A 20,440-nucleotide genomic window follows, 5' to 3' on the forward strand; every position below is an offset into this window, starting at 1 on the left:
TACAATGGAGGAATTACATGAGTCTCAATCAGCATAAGGGATTTAATCGTATGTATCAAAAAGGTAAAATGACGCTTGGATTTTTACCACCATTTGAACCGATGACCAATGAGCTCCCAAAGATGGAAAATACAGTTGAACTCTCTCGTAAAATAGAAGATCTTGGATTTTCTGCAATTTGGTTACGGGATGTTACAATGCAAGATGCAAAATCGAATGATCACGGACAAGTCTATGATTTATGGATTTATTTAACCTATTTGGCTGCACACACGAAACATATAGCGTTAGGAACTGCAAGTGTGGTGCTTCCGTTGCGTCACCCTGTTCGAGTTGCCAAAGAAGCAACATCCATCGATCGGTTATTCCCTGACCGACTGATTATGGGAGTTGCTTCGGGAGACCGACAAAAGGATTTTACTGCTTTAGGAGTAGAGCGGGAAGGAAGAGGGAATCTCTTTCAACAGAACTTCAATTTTGTTGAAAGATTACTAGAAGAAGAGCAGCCAACGATTGACTCTAATCAAGGAATGATAGAAGGAAGAAGTATGAAATTGATTCCAACTCCTGTTACGACCATTCCGACGATGGTGACAGGGTTTAGCCAACAATCCATCGAATGGATCGCTGAACACGGAAATGGTTGGATTCAATACCCACGTGGTATCGAAGAGCAAGCCACATTAATTCGAAATTATCGTGAACTAGTAGAGAGAAAGAACCCAGGGTTATTTAAACCATTTACGCAAACTTTTTACATCGATTTATTGGAAAATCCCGATGCGGTGCCGATGCCAATTCCATTAGGTTTCCGTTTAGGGCGTAATCATCTACTTGAATTATTATACAAATTCCAAGCAATAGGGGTTAATCATTTGGCGTTTGTGCCTTATTTTGCACATAGACCAATGGAAGAAATGATTCAGGAAATTGGAGAAGAAATTTTACCACATTTTCCAACACATGACTCAATTAGTTAAGGTACCTTATATTCGGAAGAATGCAATTTTTATGATTGAATTCGTCAGCATTGTTTCACTTTTATATTTGAACCATCTTCCATTTATGCACAAACAATTGTCCATGTAGGTGTTACTATTATCCAAATAGTTTTTTACTACCTTCTTTAGTATCAATGGGGTCTTTAAAAATAGCGATTATTGCTGTTTCGCATGGAGGCCAATTTGCAGGTATCGATTTAAAGGAAAAAGGACATCAAGTTGATATATACGAACGTTCTGCTGTCACGATGGATGACAGAGGAGCAGGATTAGTCGTCCAACCGGAGAATCATTTCTTCTTGAATATCATTTAGCAACTCTACAAGATGTTACTGTTCCTCTCTCTTATCGAAGATTTCTTAGAAGGGATGGAAAGTTTGATGAGCTGCCACTCTACAATACTTTAAATAGATGCTTTTCCTTATGGAAATTATTTTTCAGGTAAATGTAAATTTTTCAAAGCCATTGTTTATATATGATAGGAGGACAGGAGGGAACTTTTAATGGAAAAAGCACCAAAAGATACACGTGTAATTGTGGGAATGTCAGGCGGAGTCGATTTTTCTGTAGCGGCAATGCTTTTAAAAAAGCACGAATGAACACGATGTAATGTGAAGATTCAAATGTGTTGACAACATAAAATGTAATCTTTAATATCTATATATCGAAATAAATAGATATAATTAATTATCTAATTTTTTATTGGTAAAGTATCGTAACAACATACATATCGATGAATTTGAATTTCTCGATATAAAAATATTGTTTTATCAATAAATAATAATAAAGGAGAAAACAAATGAAAATCAGTGTATTAGATCAAACTCAGTTATTAGAAGGAATTACAGCGGAAGAAGGCTTTGCCCATTCAGTTGAGTTAGCAAAATATGTTGATAAATTAGGGTACCATCGTTATTGGTTATCAGAGCATCATAGTACAGACGCTTTAGCAGGATCTTCCCCTGAAATTCTTGCGAGTCATTTGTTGGCTAAAACAGATCATATAAAAGTAGGTACCGGCGGGGTTATGTTACCACACTATAGTGCTTATAAAGTAGCAGAGAATTTTAAGGTAATGAGTGCACTTGCTACAGGACGTGTAGATATGGGGGTGGGGCGTGCCCCAGGAGGCCACCATTTATCTACGATTGCATTACAAGGTGAAAGAGCTAGAAATGTAGATATCTTCCCAGATCAAATTGACCAAGTGCTAGAATATCTTGAGGATACGCTACCTGAAAACCATCCTATAAGAGGTTTAGAAACAACGCCAGTTATTGATAGAAAACCGGAATTATGGATATTAGGTACAAGTAATTCTTCTGCAATTTTAGCAGCAGAAAAAGGATTGCCTTACGCCTTTGCGCAATTTATTAACTATCAGCCAGGTGGAATGGAACAAGCGTTGAAGTTATATGTTGATAACTTTACACCATCAAAATATCTAGAGAAACCAAAAGTGTTGGTCACAATGAAAGTGATAGTAGCAAGCACTGATCAAAAGGCGGAAAAAATAGCTGAAAGTGCGTTGAGGTTTAATTATTATTTACACCGCGGACGACTTACACGTGTAGTAGATTCAGAAAAAGCATTGTCACATGTAATAAATCCATCTGAAAAACGAGAAATGGAATCTGTCAAAGAAACATATATTATTGGTTCTAAAGAAACTGTAGCTCAAAAAATAAAGGAATTAACGAATAAGTTTCCGATTGATGAACTAATGGCCATTACACCTATTTATGATTTTGAAGAACGAAAACGCTCCTTTAAATTGTTAAAAGAAGCTGTTGGTGAATAATCATACTCCTTATCGGCTGGCTTCTGAAGCATAGCGGTAAAATAAATCATAGTTTCTAAATGAAGTGTTTCGTTTCTAGAGATAAGTTAAAAATTTTACATATGCTAAATGAGCCAGAAAAAATTTCCCTCCTCAAGCCCATATCCATAAGAGAGACGATTTCTTTGGAAGGGTTTGTGTGGGAAATATACAAGATAAGATAGGTCTAGGGGAGTCAACGTCAACTCAATATTTATCATTCTTTCAGCAAAGTGGTCTTTTAGAAATGCATCGGGCAGTGGACCTATTATCGAAGAAATGAAAAAGCAATTAAACAATTAGAAAGCATTATCGGTAAAAGCCTTTCATAAATAGGAGGAATTATATGAGTCTCAATCAACATAAGGGATTTAATCGTATGTATCAAAAGGATAAAATGACACTTGGGTTTTTAACACCATTTGAACCAAAGTCGAATTTACTTCCAAAAATGGAGAATACCGTTAGCCTCGCGTGTAAACTTGAGAAAATGGGGTTTGCGGCAATTTGGCTACGTGATGTTACGATGCAAGATTTAGAATCTGATGATCACGGACAACTCTATGATTTATGGATTTATTTAACCTATTTGGCTGCACAGACGAAACATATCGCATTAGGAACATCTAGTGTTGTTCTTCCGTTGCGTCATCCTGTTCGAGTTGCAAAGGAAGCAACATCTATCGACCGTTTATTCCCTGACCGACTGATTATGGGAGTTGCTTCGGGAGACCGAAAAAAAGATTTTACTGCTTTAGGAGTAGAGCGGGAAGGAAGAGGAAATCTTTTTCAGGAGAACTTTAGTATCGTTGAACGATTACTGAAGGAAGTGCAGCCAACGATTGATTCTAATCAGGGAATGATAGATGGAAGAAGTATGAAATTAATTCCAACTCCTGTTACGACCATTCCGACGATGGTGACTGGGTCAAGCCAACAATCAATGGATTGGATTGCTGAACATGGAGACGGTTGGATTCAATACCCAAGGAATATTGAAGAACAAACCTCTTTAATTCGAAACTATCGTGAATTAGTGGACAAAAAGAACCCAGGATTATTTAAACCATTTACGCAAACCTTGTATATCGATTTATCGGAAAATCCAAATGAATCCCCAACAGAAATTCCGTTGGGGTATCGATTGGGTAGAAATCATTTGTTGGAATTGTTATTTAAATTCAAGGAAATAGGTGTTAATCATTTAGTCTTTGTACCGTATTTTGCTACAAGGCCAATGGATGAAATGATTCAGGAAATTGGAGAAGAAATTTTACCGCATTTTCCAACACATTAATATTAATGAAGAAAAAACTATTTTCAGATAAGAAATAGGAGTTAGAACTAGAATGGAAACGAACCAAAAGTCTAACACTGTATTTAACAAAGGTGGCTCAAGCCGTGCTGAAATTCAGCAAGTCTTTATAGCTTTTGCTAAGGCACTTGAGGCAAATGATGTTTCTACAGTTGAAAGTTATTTTTCACCTGATTCAGAAGCGAAATTTAGCCATTTAGGACAATTTAAAGGGATAGAAGCAATCATAAAAGGTTTGACTCATGTTGGACCAAAAGTTGATGTAACAAAATTTAATATAACTAATTCGTACGTTGCGGTAGCCGGAGAAAAGGCGCAACAAAGTGCCTACCTCACAGGGGTTCTTGCTAACGATATCGGAGAAGGTAAGCTTGACAGCTTTATATTTGGTGGTCATTTTGTTAATACCTATGTCAAAACTATTAAAGGGTGGAAAATTTCACATCTCCGGTTCGAGCTCGATTGGCAAAGTGGCAAAAGTAGTTATGTGAAAGATTGGAAGTTAGCTGATGGAGCGGTTGGTTGGCATCCGAAAACAGTTACACCAACTATCCTAAGTAAGTTAGATGCGCCTTGGCGAGTTTTTCCTAACCCGGATGAACAAGGTACAGATGAAGAGCAAATAGCTGAAACATATATTCGCTATTCATGGGCATTGGATCAAGCTGACTTTAGCTTATTGACAACTGTATTTACAGAGGATGCAAAAGCGGACATGTCTCCATTTGGTCTAATGGATGGACGACAGGAAATTGTTAGCTTATTGAAAATCTTGCGTTCAGGTCACCCTTATATGCAACATGCAGCCACAAACTTTCGTGTGAAGGTTACAGGAGATACTGCGACATTGGATATCTATCGTGTTGTACCGTTCCTTCCTACTAAAGAAACCTTAGATGCTCCAATATTTGGTGCCCGATATGAAAGCCGATTACGACGAGAAAATGGGGTTTGGAAGTTTGAGTGGCTTCATTATATTCCAGGTTGGCTTCAAGGTGAAGAAGGTATGTGAACACAAAATATGTTTCAATGTGGGACGATGTAGAAATTGGAAGAGCTGATTTACACCTCATTGTTCTGACACTTAATCTTTTATTTAAGAGATTTTTATAGTGGAAGGTCTGTTAAGTTGGCCATAATGTTCATCCTTTCAATTCAATAATATAACTGAATAAAGAAAAGGTTAATGTGAAAACATCAGGAAGATTGAAGAATAATATTTAAAAATAGTAGTCTTAGAAGTCTAAGATGTAAAGTATAATTTGCAACGTTCCAATATAAATGTAGAAAAATATCTTATTTCCTTAAAATATGTATTCATAAATAGCAGTGCATATAAACAGTAAGCTTTGGTCTAGATAGGAATTAGTATAGGCCGTTTCTAATCTAAAAGTACTGATGTTGGGTGGAGTATTGTTATGAACGAAATACAAGAGCAAATTATCAATAAAACTGATTTGCATTTTTTTAGATATTGCCAAGAGCAGTTTGGAATAAATCGAGGGGTTTATAACACCATTGAACAGTGGTTTTATAATAAGGAAGTTCAGGAAATTGCATATAGAAGGAAATTTGTTCTTCGTTTTCTTAAGCACGTATACGGTGATGAAAAGGGGTCCGGAAAATTTTTGGATGAAGGATTAGTAAGTAGACTTCATAAGTTCTGGAAAAAAGAATGATAGATTAAACGATTCACTTTTATTAATAACCTTACCTTAACTTAATAAAAGGCGAACTTCTTATTTTGGTTCCATCAATCATTATAAAGCTTTGTAGCAATTTGAACAGTTGCTTGCTAGCGTAAAAGCAAAAATCTAAATTATTGTAAAACTATCATTAGTTATAAAATTAAAATTCGTTATTTTATAAGGAGTTATTCATGAAAATATTATTTTATTTATTAGCCCTAGTAGCAGGTGCTTCATTAAGTATTGAAGGTGCAATAGGGGGAACATTAGGACGAAATATAGGAGCGATAGAAACAACCTTATTTATGTTTGCTATAGGGTTTATGACAATCCTATTAATTACGTTGTTCTTTGGTAAAGGTGATTTAAGCCAGACGTTCAAAGTACCAAAGTGGAAATTGCTTGGTGGTAGTTTAGGAAGTTTCTATAATCTGATGCTAGTCATTAGTGTGCCAATCGTTGGAGTAGGAATTTCAGTTATTGCTGCTCTTGTTGGGCAGATCGTTATGAGTACAATGATAGAACATCGTGGGTGGCTCGGATCTTCCCAAATTAAATTCAATAAAAATAAAGGTATTGCGATTATATTATTAGCTGTATCGCTCTATCTTGTATATTAAAGGGAGAGGTATGTTATGAGTATTCTTATTATTATTCTTACGCTTATATCCGGAGCAGTTTTAGCAACTCAGGCCCCAATTAATGCAGCTTTTGCTGCAAAAGCTGGATCGTTGGAAAGTACATTGGTTAACTACTTCTTTGGAACTGTAATCATGGTGATTGTAGTTGTTCTATTTGGTAAGGTAGATATGATTGCTATTTCTGAAGCACCGACTTGGCAGCTTTTATGTACGTTTTTTGGGTTAATTTATGTATTACTATCAATTATTACTGTTCCAAAAATTGGAGTAAGTGCTGTTGTTATTTCGGTTATTATTGGTCAATTAGTAACTGGCATGGTGATTGATAACTTTGGATGGTTTGGAAATACGGTCATTCATTTTGAAATCAAACGTTTAGCAGGTTTAGTACTTATGTTTATAGCACTTTATTTTACATTGAAAACTGAACCTGAAACGCAAGGGGCTCAAGAATATAAAGCGGCATAATGGTTCGAGGCATAAAAGAACTAAAAAGTGAATTAGGGGAAAAGGAAAGAGCGGCTATAGCTGGAGTGAACTCCAGATCAAGAGTATAAATAAATTATTCGATCTAAATTCTTCTTCAACATTCTGGTCCTATATGGAAAAACTTCATATGGGGGTGCTGCCGACAAAACGCGGATATTATACGCTAAGCAGATTAACCTAAAAAAGTCGGATTCCTTCTGCGTAAAGGAACCGACTTTTTAGTTTGTTTTGTTAATCGAAGCACCCGTTTATGCAGTATCTTTCAAGGTTATTTTTTTAGATTAGCCTTCATTAATAATGAAATCTTTTGCTCATCTGTGTTTGAAAACTGTTCCAGTTGAGTAACGATTAACTCTTGTCTCTGCAATGGATGGTTTTGACTTAACTTTGCTTTCCCTTCTATTTTGTTGATTTTTATTTTAAATCCTTGAACTCCTTTGTTCATACCAGCAAGAAACTCGGCATCTATATCTTGCAAACTGTATGAACTGTCAGGAGCTTCGTATTTAAATACCATATCATGTAAGGAGCCCGTTAACTCATGTTCATCCTCTAATAGTTCGACTTCTCCGTAAACATGAACGGTCACATAATTCCATGTCGGTACTGCTTTATTTGTCTCATACCAAGATGGAGAAATATAACAATGCGGACCATGAAAAATTGCTAAAACGGTTTGATTTTTGATATCATTCCACTGAGGATTAGGACGAGCAAAATGTCCATATAAGTATGAATGATCCTTGTTCAAAATTAACGGTAAATGAGTCGCAAAAGGCATTCCATTGTGTTGAGAAAAAAGAGTCGCAAAACTATGTTCCTTCATAATGTCGAAGGCAAGTGTTTCGTCTTTAATTTTAAAATGTGCAGGAATATACATATTTTTTCTCCTCTCAGAATCTTTTCTTATCATTAAATTTATGATTTCTCTATAAGATAGCCGTTTTTTTACCATGATCCTCTTTATCAATGACTACTTCTTCATCTAATACAATTCTCATTCCATAGACTATATGCCCTACGATACATCCTTTTTCATATATAATTATTTAACTATCTCAATTGAACATGTAATTAGTTTTTCTCTGATACAGATCTGATTTTTGATACGGGAGCATTTTTTCCTAATATTACAGAAATAACAACAATCACTGCTATTACAAGAGTGAAAAATGTGATGGATTCATCTAGAAATACTGTTGCAAATAGAATCATTAAAAATGGTTGTAAGTATTGAAGCTGACTCACTCTTGCTATTCCACCCATAGCCATTCCGCTATACCAAGCAACATATGCTAGAAATTGACTAACAACTGCGAGATAAATAAAACTGACCCAAGCTTGTATAGGGGCATGGAGCATTTCAGTTGTAAGGTTTAGTCCAACTGGAATGATGAAAAATGGAGCACCGATCATAATTGCCCAAGCAATCACTTGCCAACTACCTAATTCTTTCGCTAACTTCCCACCTTCTGCATAACTAAGTCCAAGTATAATTACTGCTGCGAGTATTGCTAAATCGGCAAATTGTAATTGACCGAATCCGAGATGCAGTGCATACATAATAACAGCTAAAGAACCGATTATACTTGAAATCCAGAATTTGCGAGAAGGGATTTCACCTGCTCTAAACATAGCAAAGCCGGATGTTGATAATGGTAACAGGGCCAATTCCACAGCTCCATGGGAAACAGGCAAGGAATTCATTGCCCAGGAAGTGAGGAGTGGAAATCCTAAAACTGCACCAACAGCAACAATAAGTAGACTTTTGAATTGGCGAGGAGAAGGAAGCTTTTCTTTTCGAATAATAAATATCACAGCTACTAAAATTGCAGCAACAACCGTTCTTCCTAAACCGACGACCGTAGTCCCAAAGTACTCTACAGCAATATTTGTAGAAGGAAGTGTTAAGCTAAAACAAATTACACCTACTAATCCCAACAATAATCCAAATTTCTCTCTGGTTTCTCTCGGCATCTTATCCTACCTACCTTTTTACTTCGTATTATATCTGTACCATTTTCTACTTTTCTAAAAAACAGTTCTGATATAATTAAAATATTAATTGGTACAGGATATAAAAATAAACCATTTATTTACCTATCTGTACCGGTACAGTTGAAGGAGGATCCATGTATGAGCTCAAAATATATCGAGATTATGGAAGAAATTAAGCTTCGGCTAGCAGACGGGGCGCTTATTGCAGGGAGTAAACTACCTTCTGTTCGTCAGATGTCTGAGCATTTTTCATGTAGCAAAAATACAGTAATTAAAGCATACGAGGAACTAGAAAAAGAACATTTAATTTATTCTGTTCCTAAAAGTGGCTACTTTGTTGTGAATGAATTTCAAATTGCGACGAATGAAAATGACGTGATTGATTTCTTGTCTGCTGGTCCAGATAAAAATGTTATGCCTTATGTTGAATTTCAACATTGTATGAATCAAGCAATTGAACAATATAAAGAGGAACTTTTTACATACTCTGATCAACAAGGGCTTTACACATTACGAGTACAGGTAGTGAAATATTTGCAGAATCTACAGGTGTTTACTCAACCTGAGAGAGTAGTCGTTGTATCTGGCTCGCAGCAAGCCCTGAATTTATTAGTTTCAATGCCGTTTCCAAATGGAAAAAATAACATTCTAATTGAGCAGCCTACTTATTTCGGATTCATTGAGTCTATCAATCTGCACCAAGCTACTACTTTTGGAATTGAGTTATCGATGGAAGGGATTGATTTTGATCGTCTGGAATATATTTTCCGAAATAATGATATTAAATTTTTCTATATTATTCCAAGATTTCACAATCCACTTGGACATTGTTACTCGAATAGCGAAAAGAAAAAAATCGTTGAGTTAGCTGAAAAATACGATGTGTATATAGTTGAAGATGATTTTTTAGGAGACCTTGACCCAAATCCTAAATCAGATCCCTTGTTTTCATTTGATCCTTCTGGAAGAGTAATTTATATTAAAAGCTTTTCGAAAATTTTTCTTCCAGGGTTAAGGATTGCTACTGTGGTTCTTCCTACATTAATGATTAACAATTTTTTACGATATAAATTTAGTTCGGATTTTAATAGTTCAGCACTTTCTCAAGGTGCGCTTGAAATATATTTAAAAAGCGGCATGTTTAATAGCCATCTCAAAAAAGTAAAAGAGGTATACCGTACTAAAATGCACATCCTTCAAGAAGCGTGTGAATTATTGCTACCAGCTAATACTCACTTTTCTAAACCAACTTCAGGATTCTATCTATCCATTAGTTTGCCAGAGAATGTAACAGCAAAACAGGTAGCCCATATGCTAAACGAGCAGCATATATATGTTGATGATGCCTCTAGAATGTTTTTACCAGAATATAAAAAGGAAAATCTCCTTCGAATATGCATCTCTCAAGTGAACGAGAGTCAAATTAAACTAGGGGTAGAGCGTTTGGCTCACTGTATTGCTTTAATTGACAGTAGAAAAAATTATAGTACTCCATGGGTAAGTTTATATAGAGGGTAGTATCAGGATTATGCGGATTTCCAATGCTAAGAAAATATGCTCAAAACAGTTGTTTATGTGACTTAGAATTTGAGCAATTATTTGAAACATATTTACTCTCCTAATTTACAAGTTTTTAAACCCTCTCAAATGAACTACTCCGTAAATGTTAGACACCAACTAACATTTACGGGGTGTTTTTATGTCTAAATATACAGAAGAAATTAAATTACAAGTGGTGGAAGAGCGCTATTTAACTGGAAACGAAAGCTATAAAGCCATTGCAGAAAGCATTGGCACAACTTATAATCCTGATAGCCACCAAGTAGGTATAGAATATATATAAGTGATTTACTTCAGTATAGGATATACCCCAAAGAATTAAGAATATACATAATAAAGTATTTTAATGATGAGAAGTCTCCAGTATATTTAGTGGATATTAATTGAAATCTTATTCCAAAATTGGGGCTTTAATTGAACATCAGGACCAGATCAGCAGCTCCTTTTCTTATGTAGGTAACAGTATTCGTATAATTAAGTGATATTAAAAGAAGCAAATATTATCTTTAAGTAGGTGAAATCGTGGAACAAGTGATTAAAGAAATTTTTTTCTCTAAGCAAACAATACAAGGCCGAGATAATAAAACGATCAGATGGTCTATATTCGACAGAAATTAATAAGTGGTACAAGTGGGAGGAACCATATGAATATGATTACTGGGGTTCCATTAAACAAGGGGTTTCTTTATTTGATACAGAGGAACGTGCAATAGAAGGAGCTATTCAACAGCTAAATGAACTTTTAGGTGAGAATACTAACCAATAATAAAAATACTAGTTTCATTGGGTCATCAAGATAACATATTTGAGCTGTAGCACTACAGTATGTAAAAAAGGGAAAATCTACCCTTTCTTACATACTGTAAGTGTCTGGTACAGCATTTAAAGACCCGATAACCACGGTCTATATGGCACATACTACTACCAAAATAAATGGTCAGGAGGTAGCATAAATTTTTATAGGACTATATATATGCATATGGATTAATATTAATTATTTTAACGCAATTAAGGTTTACTATATTATTTTAAGTTTAATGTTATAATTTGTTAGTTTAATAATTGCGATAGGATTCAACCTAAGTTTTTGTTGATCCTGAGGACCCTTTATTTCCTGCAATTCGTCAGTTACGATGTTTTGTCAAAAAGACATCTTGGGCAGCTTTTACTCCAGCTCCTGCCTCAAATGAATATCCAAAGTCTTGTAATCCCGCTTCCATTAGAGAAATAGCTTCTAAAATATCACTTGGGAAGCAATAGCCCATATGACCGAATCTGAAGATTTCACCTTGCAATTTTCCTAGGCCTCCGGCAAAATCAAGATAATATTTTTGCTTTAGGTGTCCGATGTATTTACCAAGATCTACACCTTCAGGAGCACGGATAGCGGTAATCGTAGGTGAAGCATCTTCCTCGCTTGTTAATAAGCCAATACGAAGAGCCCTCATTCCTTCACGAACCATATTTTTCATTAATTGATGTCTTTCTATTGTTTGCTGGAATCCTTCTGCCTCAATTAGATCACATACTGCAGATAATCCATATATAATACTAATTGCTGGTGTATTAGGAGTCATTCCTTTAGCAAACCATTCAAGATAGGTTAATAGATTTAAGTAATAGGCTGGAGTCTGATTGTTTTCAATGACTTTCCATGCTTTTTCACTAACGCTAATAAATGAAAGTCCTGGAGGAAGCATCATCGCTTTTTGTGACCCTGTTACTAAAATATCAATTCCCCAGCTATCCATCTCTCCCGGTACTCCGCCTATGCAGCTAACCCCATCGACAATAAATAAAGCGTCTGAATGTGTACGGACAACGTTCGCAAGTTTTTCAATTGGATTAATGACGCCAGTAGATGTTTCGTTATACGTAGCAAAAACAGCTTTGATATTTTTTAATGGTTTTAAGAATTGGATAAGATCATCTTCTGTACAGGCTTGGCCCCATTCTTTTTCAAGCTTATGTACCTTAAATCCATATTTTTCACAAATTGAGACAAAGTAATCTCCAAATGCGCCAATAGTAATAACAACTACTTCTTCTCCTGGTGAAACAGTGTTAATTGCTGCAGCCTCCAAAGCAGCCGTACCACCGGATGGAATTAGTAATATGTCTTGTTTTGTACCAAAGAGCGGTTTAACGCGATTCGATGTTTCCCTAAAAAACTGAACAAATTCTTCACTTCTGTGGCTGACGATATTGTTATTCATTGCTTGTTGAACTTTCTGTGGAATAGGAGTAGGACCGGGATGTCTTAAAATGTTTTGGTACATGTAAATTCCCTCCAATATTAAATTTAATAATTACATCAATTATGACACAATTTTAATAGTAAGGTGGCGATTCGTTATGTCGGAATTAAAGTATCAAAATATCTTGTCGTAAAGAGATCTGAGAATATTGACCTCAATCTTAGTTCACGTATGCGTTTCTGCTATTTTTAGTTCAATAGCTAAACCAATATTAAAATAATATCTTTGATAATATAGCTATAAATACTGATTTTATTGGAAGGTAAAAAGAGCACAAAGTAAACTAGCGATTGTTTAATATACTTTAATTAACTCCTGAACAATTCTCGATCCAATTATGAGTATATGGGACAATAAATGAAAACGTTGTCGAATTATATCAATGTTAGCGAAAAATCGAAAAATCCAATTTTCTATGATTGGATATTATTTTGGTAAAATCAAGTGCCCAAGAAGCTATGAAAAATTCCGTAGGTTTTTCTTTTGCCCCTTAAACTCCAGCTGGATTAAATTTAGAAGAGATTGTGAAGAGTGGTACGAAGTAAAATGTTATGATTTCCATAGTTTACGCAGGGAGAGTATAGGATATAATAATAATTTTGATCAACTTTATTTCAAAACGGAGATTTTCATTAGTTATCAAATAAAGGTTTGTTTCGTCATTTTATAGCTTTTCTTAACGAAAAACATTTTGAAAATGTAGTTTCATTCGGCAAACAAGAGTGATAAAATCATTTTACAAATTTCGGTGACGATGCTGAAAGTGATTCGATTCATAATGCAGTAGAATGATATATTTCAGCTATGGAAGTCAGCAGCTGAAATGAGGAAATAAACAAAAGTTAAGAGCCGACAAGACATTTGGTCTTATCGGCTCTTCGATGAATTACCTGTATTATTGTTATAATTCAAAATGAGAAAGTGTTAAAATATTTTCTGGGAATTTATTTTAAAAACTAGAGCCAGAGAAACTCATAATTACAATCTCAAGGGTTTTGTTTACCACAAATCTCGGCAAAGCCTCAACTAGTATGGAATGAACTCATATGCGTGAATGAACTTTTTCTCCTTGCACCCAGACTTCACGAATATTTTCAGGACGAGCAAGATACATGATCTTCTGGAAGACATCATGTAAATTTTCATTTGCATGAAAAATTGGCAGTTTTGCTGATTCTATTGTCGTATCGATGATTTGTACATCCCAAGCATAGTTTTCTGTCAAGCGACCGATTGGCAAGCTTAAACTTTCACCACCGCCAACAGTTGCTAAATAAAACGCTTCATTAATGGTGATCCGTGAATTGGGTACACCGCGTTCGTTAGCAGAAAGTGCAGTATTAACACCATCTTCTAACATTCTTGATGACATCACTGCCTGCCTAGCATTATCGAAAAGACTAGGTGAAAAACCGCCAGAAATATCGGATCCTAAACCAATTTCAACACCTTTTGAGTGCAAATGGGCGATTGGAATAACACTATTAGCAAAGTAGGCATTTGAGATCGGACAGTGGCTAACAGCAGTACCTGTTTCAGCAAATAAATCTGCATCATCATCATTTAAGAAATTACAATGCGCCATGATAGATTTATCACGTAATAGACCAAAATCATGTAAAGCAAACGCATCGTTCTTATTGAATCGATCTTGTACATAACCATGCTCCCAATCACTTTCACTGCAGTGTGATTGAACGTACGTATCATACTTAGCAGCTAATTCTCCTAATCCTTTTAAAGCATCGTCTGTACAGCTCGGAATAAACCGTGGCGTAACTACTGGGTAAACACCTTGTTTCGATGATTTCGCCAATTCTGTGACAGCAATAATAAATTCTTCTGTATCCGCTAATGCTGTTTGCGTATCAACGTCACGATAATATTCTGGATTTTGTTCGGGGTTATCCATAACAACTTTTCCAACTAAACCGCGTTGCCCCTTTTCAGCGCAAATTTTAGCAAGTAATAAACTTGCTTCTTTATGTACAGTGGCAAAATAAAGTGCAGTCGTTGTTCCATTTGCTAGTAGGGTACGTACTACATCTTGGTAGACATCTTTCGCAAAATCTAAATCTGAAAATTTAGACTCAATTGGGAAGGTATAAGTGTTTAACCAATCATAGAGTGGAATGTCTAAAGCCGTTCCTGCTTGAGCCCATTGAGGCGCGTGAACATGTAAATCGACAAAACCAGGAAAGAAATATTGGCCGTCTGCTAAACGGTGAAAGTTTTCTTCTCCTTGGTAAGCATCTAATAAGAATTGATAGTCGGCATCTTCTGGAGCAACGATTTTCTCAATCATTCCTTTATCATTAATGCAAAAGAGATTTTCTTTTAAAATTTGGACTTCTTTTGGTGACTTGCTGGAAAAAGCAGTTCCTTGAAAAACTTTTGTATATTTTTTCATTTTTAACACCTTATTGTTCGTATTTTGGAAATATATTTGCTATTATAGGGCATTTAAAAAGCAAAGTCTATTAAAAAAGAACAAGAAGGGAAGCTAGTTTTCGTATCTATTTGGTTTCTCAACATGCAAATGTGATCATGAAAAGTACAGTATAGGATAAAGAATACGTATGGAATGAAGTGTTTTGAAATAATAAAACATTGTACCCATTTTCTTGAGAAGTGGATAACGGCGAAGGATCACAATTCAATATACGTTATAATTATGATTTTGCTTTACTTAATGTAGGCTAGCTACCAATAATATCTCGTTCCTGCCATCATTGTAAACGATGTATCCCGGGGGAAGTAAAAAACCACCGTCAAGATGAGAAGAATCGAAGAAGCGTAGGTGAGGAGGGTGACTGTGAATCATTGAATCGGGTTTGTAGGGGAACTTTACCTATGCTACGTGAAGATATTATTGACAATAAAACGAGACTAACAATTAGGGAGGATGATGAATTCCCCTCTGATTGAAGCTTTACTTATTTTAAGAAATTCGTTGTTGTACTTTCTTCTAATATTCTTGCTAACTATCATTCACTAATTTAGAGGCTCATATTAATTCCTCTGAAACGCTTCATCTATTACTTTTCCCTCAACGAAGGAAGGAGCTTCTAGCTCGAGTAAACGATAAATCATTGGGGCGATGTCAAGATTGGAGGTTGAGCCGATTTTCTTCCCTTTTTTCAGTTCCGGTCCGGTAGCGATAAAAACGGGTTTCAGCTCACTTCTTTTTTGGTTTCCGCCGTGAGTTCCTAATTCAACTGGTGAATCTACTCGTTTTGAAGTACCACTTCCCATGACATAGCCCGGAGCTCTCAGCAATAAGAGATCTGCTTCTATTACTGTTGAAGTTTGCGCAATTCTTGAAAAAGAATTGTACTTTCTTTAACTCAGGTTGTATATAAGACGTTTTCTAAAAGTATTTCAAGAAGCTCACCCTGATTTAAAACAGTTTAAAGAAGATATACATTATTCATTCATTGAATATTAGTGGTGGCAATATAACTCATTGGTCATTCTTAGATGATGAAACAGAAGCTGATGAAGGACATGCTTCTATGAATGCTGAAAAAATCTGCAGCACTCTTTTTTTGATTTCAGACAAAGACGGTGATGATAAGCGTCCTCGACAAGAAAAGTTAAAAGAAGTTCTAGGAGAAAGGTATTATTGTTTGGAATGTAAAGAAATTGAGAATATACTCTCAGCAGATACAATAAGAGAAGTAATTACTGAATACGAAAAGGGTGCACTAGAACACCTAACCAACAAAGACTTTACTCAAGAAGAATACAAAAACAAGCATTTAGGTACCTATATAAATTCTCTTTTTCCAGTACGAGCTAGAAAGAGAAGGGGTAGTTATGCTGCAGATTCAGGAACTATAGTAAATAAATTGGATTTCTGTAAAAAAGGTATTGCCCATATAACTGCGTATGATCAATTAAGTGAGGAAGCCCAGAAATTAAGTCATGATATTTATAACTTTATAAAAGCACACAATGAGTAACAACATTTATTTAAAAAACTCTCAATTAGAGAGCTTTTTTCTTTAGTCGAATATTGATAATAATGAACTTATTGCATAGGCTAAAAAGCATTAATCCTCTTAGTCCAGACTTGGATACATTGGATTAATGCTGTATCCAAAAGATGGCTCATACAATTATTCATATAAATGTTATCTAAAGCTTAGAAAAACCTCATTCTTTGTAAAAGGACTAACTTAATTAAGTAGTTCAGTGTAAACTGAATTTATAGAAATAATTGAATTGTTAGGTGATAATAAAGTCGTTTAAATCATAATATAGTTGTTTAAAAAATAATAAAGTCAATTAAAATTAAAATGTCGATTATGCTATTCAACAAACGGGCCAGATTGTGGAATAATACCCGTCTATTAAATTGGATATTTATGTTAATATATAAATGACATTTTATATTATTGGAGAAATATGAATGCGAATTTCACTTTTAGGAATTTCCATTTCGCTTTTTGGAATAGCACTTATACTAACATCAAGCGGTTCAGCAACTTCATTTGGACTTTTGGTTTCATTTTTAGGCTTAGCAGTTTCTCTTACTTCTTGTTTTCTAAAAGAATGAGCTAAATTCTTACTTTAGTACGATCCGAAAAGACTCCTTCTTCAACTATTAACTTAGTAAATGAAACCTATGAAGTACTTAGTCATATAAATAAACAAGGAGGGATAAGTTGAGGTATTTTCTTATAGGAATTATTCTATCCATAATAGGTTTCTTAGTATCTTTAGTTGTGTGGGGAATGGATAAGGCTTATTTCATTCCTGGTGGTATTGGATTTTTTTTCATCGGAATATCAATGATTTTTTCAGGTTCAATGGTAAGTGGAGACCAAATGAGAGCTAACTTTGCAACGGAATCTGTTGAAGACAGGCGTAAACGAAATAGAGTTACTTTTCGTTCAGCTTTGATTGGAATACCTAATCTTGTTATGGCGTTCTTTTTTTACTTTTTCTTGAACTAAAAGGTGCTTTGATTCAACAGCGTGACCACCAATTTGATCATATCAATGTACGAAAATATACAAAATCATACATTCAGAAAAACTCCCTATTCAACTAAAGAAGCAGTATACTTTTATAAAAAGAAAGATTAATAAAATTAATTATTAATCTTTAGTGATTACTGGTAGGTGTGAAAAATGGGAAGTGAAACATATATAAAAGATACTCCACTGTTACTTCTTTTTTGGTTCCTTTTTACTATCATTTTTGGATTTTGGTTAAGAAAAAGGATTGTATCATTCGATTTTAACAATAAAAGTAAATTCTTCTTCTTGTTGGACAATTATGAGTTGATTGGTGGATTTCTTATAGGTATAGGATTACTATTTATTGCAATTTTTCTCTAAGGTATTTCTTTCGCTAACAGATGCTTTAATTCAACAGTGCGTTGATCTAGATGGTATTTCGGAACTTTCGAATCCTTGCTATGTGCTAGTTGAGGTATTGTCAGGAAAGTGCGGATTTACAACGATTAGATTTTGGTACAAGTCTTATGAGACATTATGAAGACTAATTGTCACTTTTAGAGTTATTTTGCTCTATGAACAAACATAAAAAGTCCAATTTCTCAACATAAAAAATTAAGAAATTGGACCAATTGCTTACTTCACAAACGCGCCCGTTAGCTTAAGATAGTTCCATTCGTTTAATTGGGATTCCATTCAAATTGAATATCAGGTAAATTTTCTTCATTTTCATGACCCCTACCAATGATTTCAAACCCATGTTTTTCGTAAAATCGTTGTGCGTTTTTATTTATCTCAAATGTGCGTAAAGTTAATCTTCCACTTGAGTGTGCTTTAACTTTATCTAGCAATGTTTGACCTATACCAATTCCCTGATAATCTGTATGAATGTATAATTGGTTTATTTCGCTTGCATTATAAGCAATCATTCCAACTACCTTCTCACCGATTAACGCTAAATCTATTTGAAATTGTTCAGGTAATATGCAGTTTAAAAAATAAACATGGTCTTCAAAACTATGGATTTCCCTTTGATAAATAGCCTGTTCTTTACTATCTCGCCACATTCTCACTGTTTGTTCAGCGTACTTTGGATTATATTGAGTAATTATTGATTTCACTTGGTTCACTGCTAAACCTCCTTGCCTTTCTTTAATTCAACAATGTGACCACCAATTTGGTGGTCTTTTCAATATGCGAAAATATGCAAAATCATACATTCAAAAAACCCCTTGTTCAACAACGGTCAGATTAGTTTAAGCAGAAAAGTATGAATGGTATAATATACCTAACGTTAAAAAGAAAGGTGTGATGTCTTATGGCTAATACATTTAATCATACAGGTAATGCAAATAGTTTTCGAAAAAGGTTAAAGAAGGGAAGATATCACATTGATAAAGAAGGCAAAAACATTTGATTTTATTTCAGAAACAGAAAGATTAGTAATAAGACCATTAAAAAATGAAGATTATCAAAATTGGCTTAACGAGTTTAAAAATAGATTTCCATCTCAGCATAGACACGATAAAGGAAAAATTGATATGAGTGAATGTACTGAGGAATGGTTTCATAATTTGGTGAAGAAACACCAGACGTTAGCATTAAGTGATACAGCTCACATATTCGGTATCTTTCGGAAAAATGATGATATACACTTAGGGATGGTTGATTTTTCCACATTAGCAAGAGATAATTTTCAATGGGGTAGAATAGGATACATGATTCATAATCAGTTTTGGAGAAAAGGTTACGGCAAAGAGGCAGTAAAGGAAGCTCTAAATATAGCCTTTAAGGACTTGAATTTCCATCGTATTGAGGCTCATATAAACGTTGATAATGCACCTTCTATAAATTTAGCAGAGAGTGTAGGTATGGAATTTGAATGTGTTCGTAAAGGGTTTATATATGAATATGAAGAGTGGACTGACCATATGGTCTATTACATAAATTCCAAGTAATTTTTATTCAATAAACGGGTACTTTAATTCAACAGCGCGACCACCAATTTGGTGGTCTTTTCAATGTATGGAAATATCTAAAATCATACATTCAGAAAAGCCTTTTGTTCAACTAGCGAAGAAGGTCGAATTGATTTTGTGGTAGGGCTTGGAGGATTGAAAAGAATTTGAAATTAATTTTTGTTATTTCACTTATTTTATTTGGGAGTTTTTTAATTGGATTAACAATTGATGGATTTGGTAAGACAGGTAATATTATTATGCATGTAATAGGGGCTGGATGTAATTTAGGAGCTGTTTTCATTGCAAAAGGCAAGAAAAAACAACAACAACCTTCTTAAAGTAAAGAGCGCTACAGTGAAAGAAGAATTTGCATAAAACAGCTTTTTTATGCAGATACCATGCTTCTTCAGAAGCCGAAAATGTTGATTTATCAACCATGTAAAATCATGTATAAACGATAAAAATGGACCATTCGGAACCCCTTGAGAACCAAGGGGTTTTATGTTTCGAAACTTCCGGAAATTGACTTTATGTAAACTAGATTTGTATAGAGTATTCATGTGATACTTTAAAGTCTTATTCAACTAAAGGGCCATATTGTGGAACAACAACTTTAGATTGTGAATGTTTGTACTTAGACGAAAGGGTGTGTTAGTTGAAGAAGGAGCCTCAAAATAATCAAACTTTAAAGGAGGTTAACAGATTTAATAATGAGCAAACAACAATCTTTTACAAAAGAGCCA

21 protein-coding genes and 1 pseudogene are annotated in these 20,440 nt (G+C 34.7%); 16 read left to right on the forward strand and 6 right to left on the reverse strand.

Annotation, left to right across the window (positions count from 1 at the left end):
* Nucleotides 1–17: 17 nt before the first annotated feature.
* The 9 genes and pseudogenes from HNP81_RS18475 (at nt 18) to HNP81_RS18515 (ending at nt 6,932) form a co-directional block, all read left to right on the forward strand.
* The gene (locus HNP81_RS18475; protein ID WP_182503592.1) at nt 18–980 is read left to right on the forward strand and encodes a TIGR03571 family LLM class oxidoreductase; all 963 of its coding nucleotides are present in this window, start codon (nt 18–20) and stop codon (nt 978–980) included.
* Nucleotides 981–1,135: 155 nt separating this feature from the next.
* A complete protein-coding gene (locus HNP81_RS18480; protein WP_182503593.1) occupies nt 1,136–1,315 on the forward strand; it encodes a hypothetical protein in 180 nt (59 codons plus the stop codon).
* 189 nt (nt 1,316–1,504) lie between these two features.
* Nucleotides 1,505–1,591, forward strand: a pseudogene (locus HNP81_RS18485) (hypothetical protein); the annotation flags it as partial.
* Nucleotides 1,592–1,800: 209 nt separating this feature from the next.
* A complete protein-coding gene (locus HNP81_RS18490) occupies nt 1,801–2,802 on the forward strand; it encodes an LLM class flavin-dependent oxidoreductase (protein ID WP_182503594.1) in 1,002 nt (333 codons plus the stop codon).
* A 364-nt stretch (nt 2,803–3,166) separates the two neighbouring features.
* Nucleotides 3,167–4,117 carry a TIGR03571 family LLM class oxidoreductase gene (locus HNP81_RS18495; protein WP_182503595.1) on the forward strand — a complete coding sequence of 317 codons (951 nt, stop codon included), beginning with the start codon at nt 3,167–3,169 and terminating at the stop codon, nt 4,115–4,117.
* Between the two features lie 52 nt (nt 4,118–4,169).
* The gene (locus tag HNP81_RS18500) at nt 4,170–5,147 is read left to right on the forward strand and encodes a nuclear transport factor 2 family protein (RefSeq protein WP_182503596.1); all 978 of its coding nucleotides are present in this window, start codon (nt 4,170–4,172) and stop codon (nt 5,145–5,147) included.
* Nucleotides 5,148–5,553: 406 nt separating this feature from the next.
* Nucleotides 5,554–5,814: a hypothetical protein gene (locus tag HNP81_RS18505; RefSeq protein ID WP_182503597.1), complete on the forward strand. Its 261-nt coding sequence runs from the start codon at nt 5,554–5,556 to the stop codon at nt 5,812–5,814.
* 200 nt (nt 5,815–6,014) lie between these two features.
* A complete protein-coding gene (locus tag HNP81_RS18510) occupies nt 6,015–6,443 on the forward strand; it encodes a DMT family transporter (RefSeq protein ID WP_182503598.1) in 429 nt (142 codons plus the stop codon).
* A 15-nt stretch (nt 6,444–6,458) separates the two neighbouring features.
* Entirely contained in the window at nt 6,459–6,932 is a 474-nt protein-coding gene (locus HNP81_RS18515) for a DMT family transporter (RefSeq protein ID WP_182503599.1), read from the forward strand.
* 289 nt (nt 6,933–7,221) lie between these two features.
* Here HNP81_RS18515 and HNP81_RS18520 read toward each other — a convergent pair whose 3' ends face one another.
* Entirely contained in the window at nt 7,222–7,833 is a 612-nt protein-coding gene (locus HNP81_RS18520; RefSeq protein WP_182503600.1) for an FMN-binding negative transcriptional regulator, read from the reverse strand.
* Between the two features lie 194 nt (nt 7,834–8,027).
* Nucleotides 8,028–8,930, reverse strand: coding sequence for a DMT family transporter (locus tag HNP81_RS18525; protein ID WP_182503601.1), 903 nt, complete (start codon nt 8,928–8,930; stop codon nt 8,028–8,030).
* 159 nt (nt 8,931–9,089) lie between these two features.
* Here HNP81_RS18525 and HNP81_RS18530 point away from each other — a divergent pair, with 159 nt between their 5' ends.
* Both HNP81_RS18530 and HNP81_RS18535 read left to right on the forward strand, forming a co-directional pair.
* Nucleotides 9,090–10,469, forward strand: a complete 1,380-nt coding sequence (locus HNP81_RS18530; protein ID WP_182503602.1) for an aminotransferase-like domain-containing protein — start codon at nt 9,090–9,092, stop codon at nt 10,467–10,469.
* Between the two features lie 181 nt (nt 10,470–10,650).
* Nucleotides 10,651–10,794, forward strand: a complete 144-nt coding sequence (locus HNP81_RS18535; protein WP_182503603.1) for a transposase — start codon at nt 10,651–10,653, stop codon at nt 10,792–10,794.
* An 841-nt stretch (nt 10,795–11,635) separates the two neighbouring features.
* On the opposite strand, the gene HNP81_RS18540 is transcribed toward HNP81_RS18535, so the two are convergent.
* From HNP81_RS18540 to HNP81_RS18550, 3 genes are all read right to left on the reverse strand, one after another.
* The gene (locus HNP81_RS18540; RefSeq protein ID WP_182503604.1) at nt 11,636–12,790 is read right to left on the reverse strand and encodes a pyridoxal-phosphate-dependent aminotransferase family protein; all 1,155 of its coding nucleotides are present in this window, start codon (nt 12,788–12,790) and stop codon (nt 11,636–11,638) included.
* A 1,021-nt stretch (nt 12,791–13,811) separates the two neighbouring features.
* A complete protein-coding gene (gene guaD, locus HNP81_RS18545) occupies nt 13,812–15,179 on the reverse strand; it encodes a guanine deaminase (protein WP_182503605.1) in 1,368 nt (455 codons plus the stop codon).
* A 602-nt stretch (nt 15,180–15,781) separates the two neighbouring features.
* The gene (locus HNP81_RS18550) at nt 15,782–16,048 is read right to left on the reverse strand and encodes a hypothetical protein (RefSeq protein ID WP_182503606.1); all 267 of its coding nucleotides are present in this window, start codon (nt 16,046–16,048) and stop codon (nt 15,782–15,784) included.
* 236 nt (nt 16,049–16,284) lie between these two features.
* Between HNP81_RS18550 and HNP81_RS18555 the strand changes: the two genes are divergently transcribed.
* The 3 genes from HNP81_RS18555 (at nt 16,285) to HNP81_RS18565 (ending at nt 17,730) form a co-directional block, all read left to right on the forward strand.
* A complete protein-coding gene (locus tag HNP81_RS18555; RefSeq protein ID WP_182503607.1) occupies nt 16,285–16,734 on the forward strand; it encodes a hypothetical protein in 450 nt (149 codons plus the stop codon).
* A gap of 449 nt (nt 16,735–17,183) precedes the next feature.
* Nucleotides 17,184–17,330: a hypothetical protein gene (locus tag HNP81_RS18560; RefSeq protein WP_154663995.1), complete on the forward strand. Its 147-nt coding sequence runs from the start codon at nt 17,184–17,186 to the stop codon at nt 17,328–17,330.
* A gap of 109 nt (nt 17,331–17,439) precedes the next feature.
* Nucleotides 17,440–17,730 carry a DUF5316 domain-containing protein gene (locus HNP81_RS18565; RefSeq protein WP_182503608.1) on the forward strand — a complete coding sequence of 97 codons (291 nt, stop codon included), beginning with the start codon at nt 17,440–17,442 and terminating at the stop codon, nt 17,728–17,730.
* Between the two features lie 686 nt (nt 17,731–18,416).
* On the opposite strand, the gene HNP81_RS18570 is transcribed toward HNP81_RS18565, so the two are convergent.
* Nucleotides 18,417–18,866: a GNAT family N-acetyltransferase gene (locus HNP81_RS18570; protein WP_182503609.1), complete on the reverse strand. Its 450-nt coding sequence runs from the start codon at nt 18,864–18,866 to the stop codon at nt 18,417–18,419.
* Between the two features lie 261 nt (nt 18,867–19,127).
* On the opposite strand from HNP81_RS18570, the gene HNP81_RS18575 reads away from it, so the two are divergent.
* Both HNP81_RS18575 and HNP81_RS18580 read left to right on the forward strand, forming a co-directional pair.
* Nucleotides 19,128–19,694, forward strand: a complete 567-nt coding sequence (locus HNP81_RS18575) for a GNAT family N-acetyltransferase (protein WP_220478641.1) — start codon at nt 19,128–19,130, stop codon at nt 19,692–19,694.
* A 167-nt stretch (nt 19,695–19,861) separates the two neighbouring features.
* Nucleotides 19,862–20,035 (forward strand): serine kinase, encoded by a 174-nt coding sequence (locus HNP81_RS18580; protein ID WP_182503610.1) that lies wholly within the window; start codon nt 19,862–19,864, stop codon nt 20,033–20,035.
* The last annotated feature ends 405 nt before the right edge of the window (nt 20,036–20,440 follow it).

Source organism: Peribacillus huizhouensis (assembly GCF_014138605.1).
Lineage (GTDB): Bacteria > Bacillota > Bacilli > Bacillales > DSM-1321 > Peribacillus > Peribacillus huizhouensis.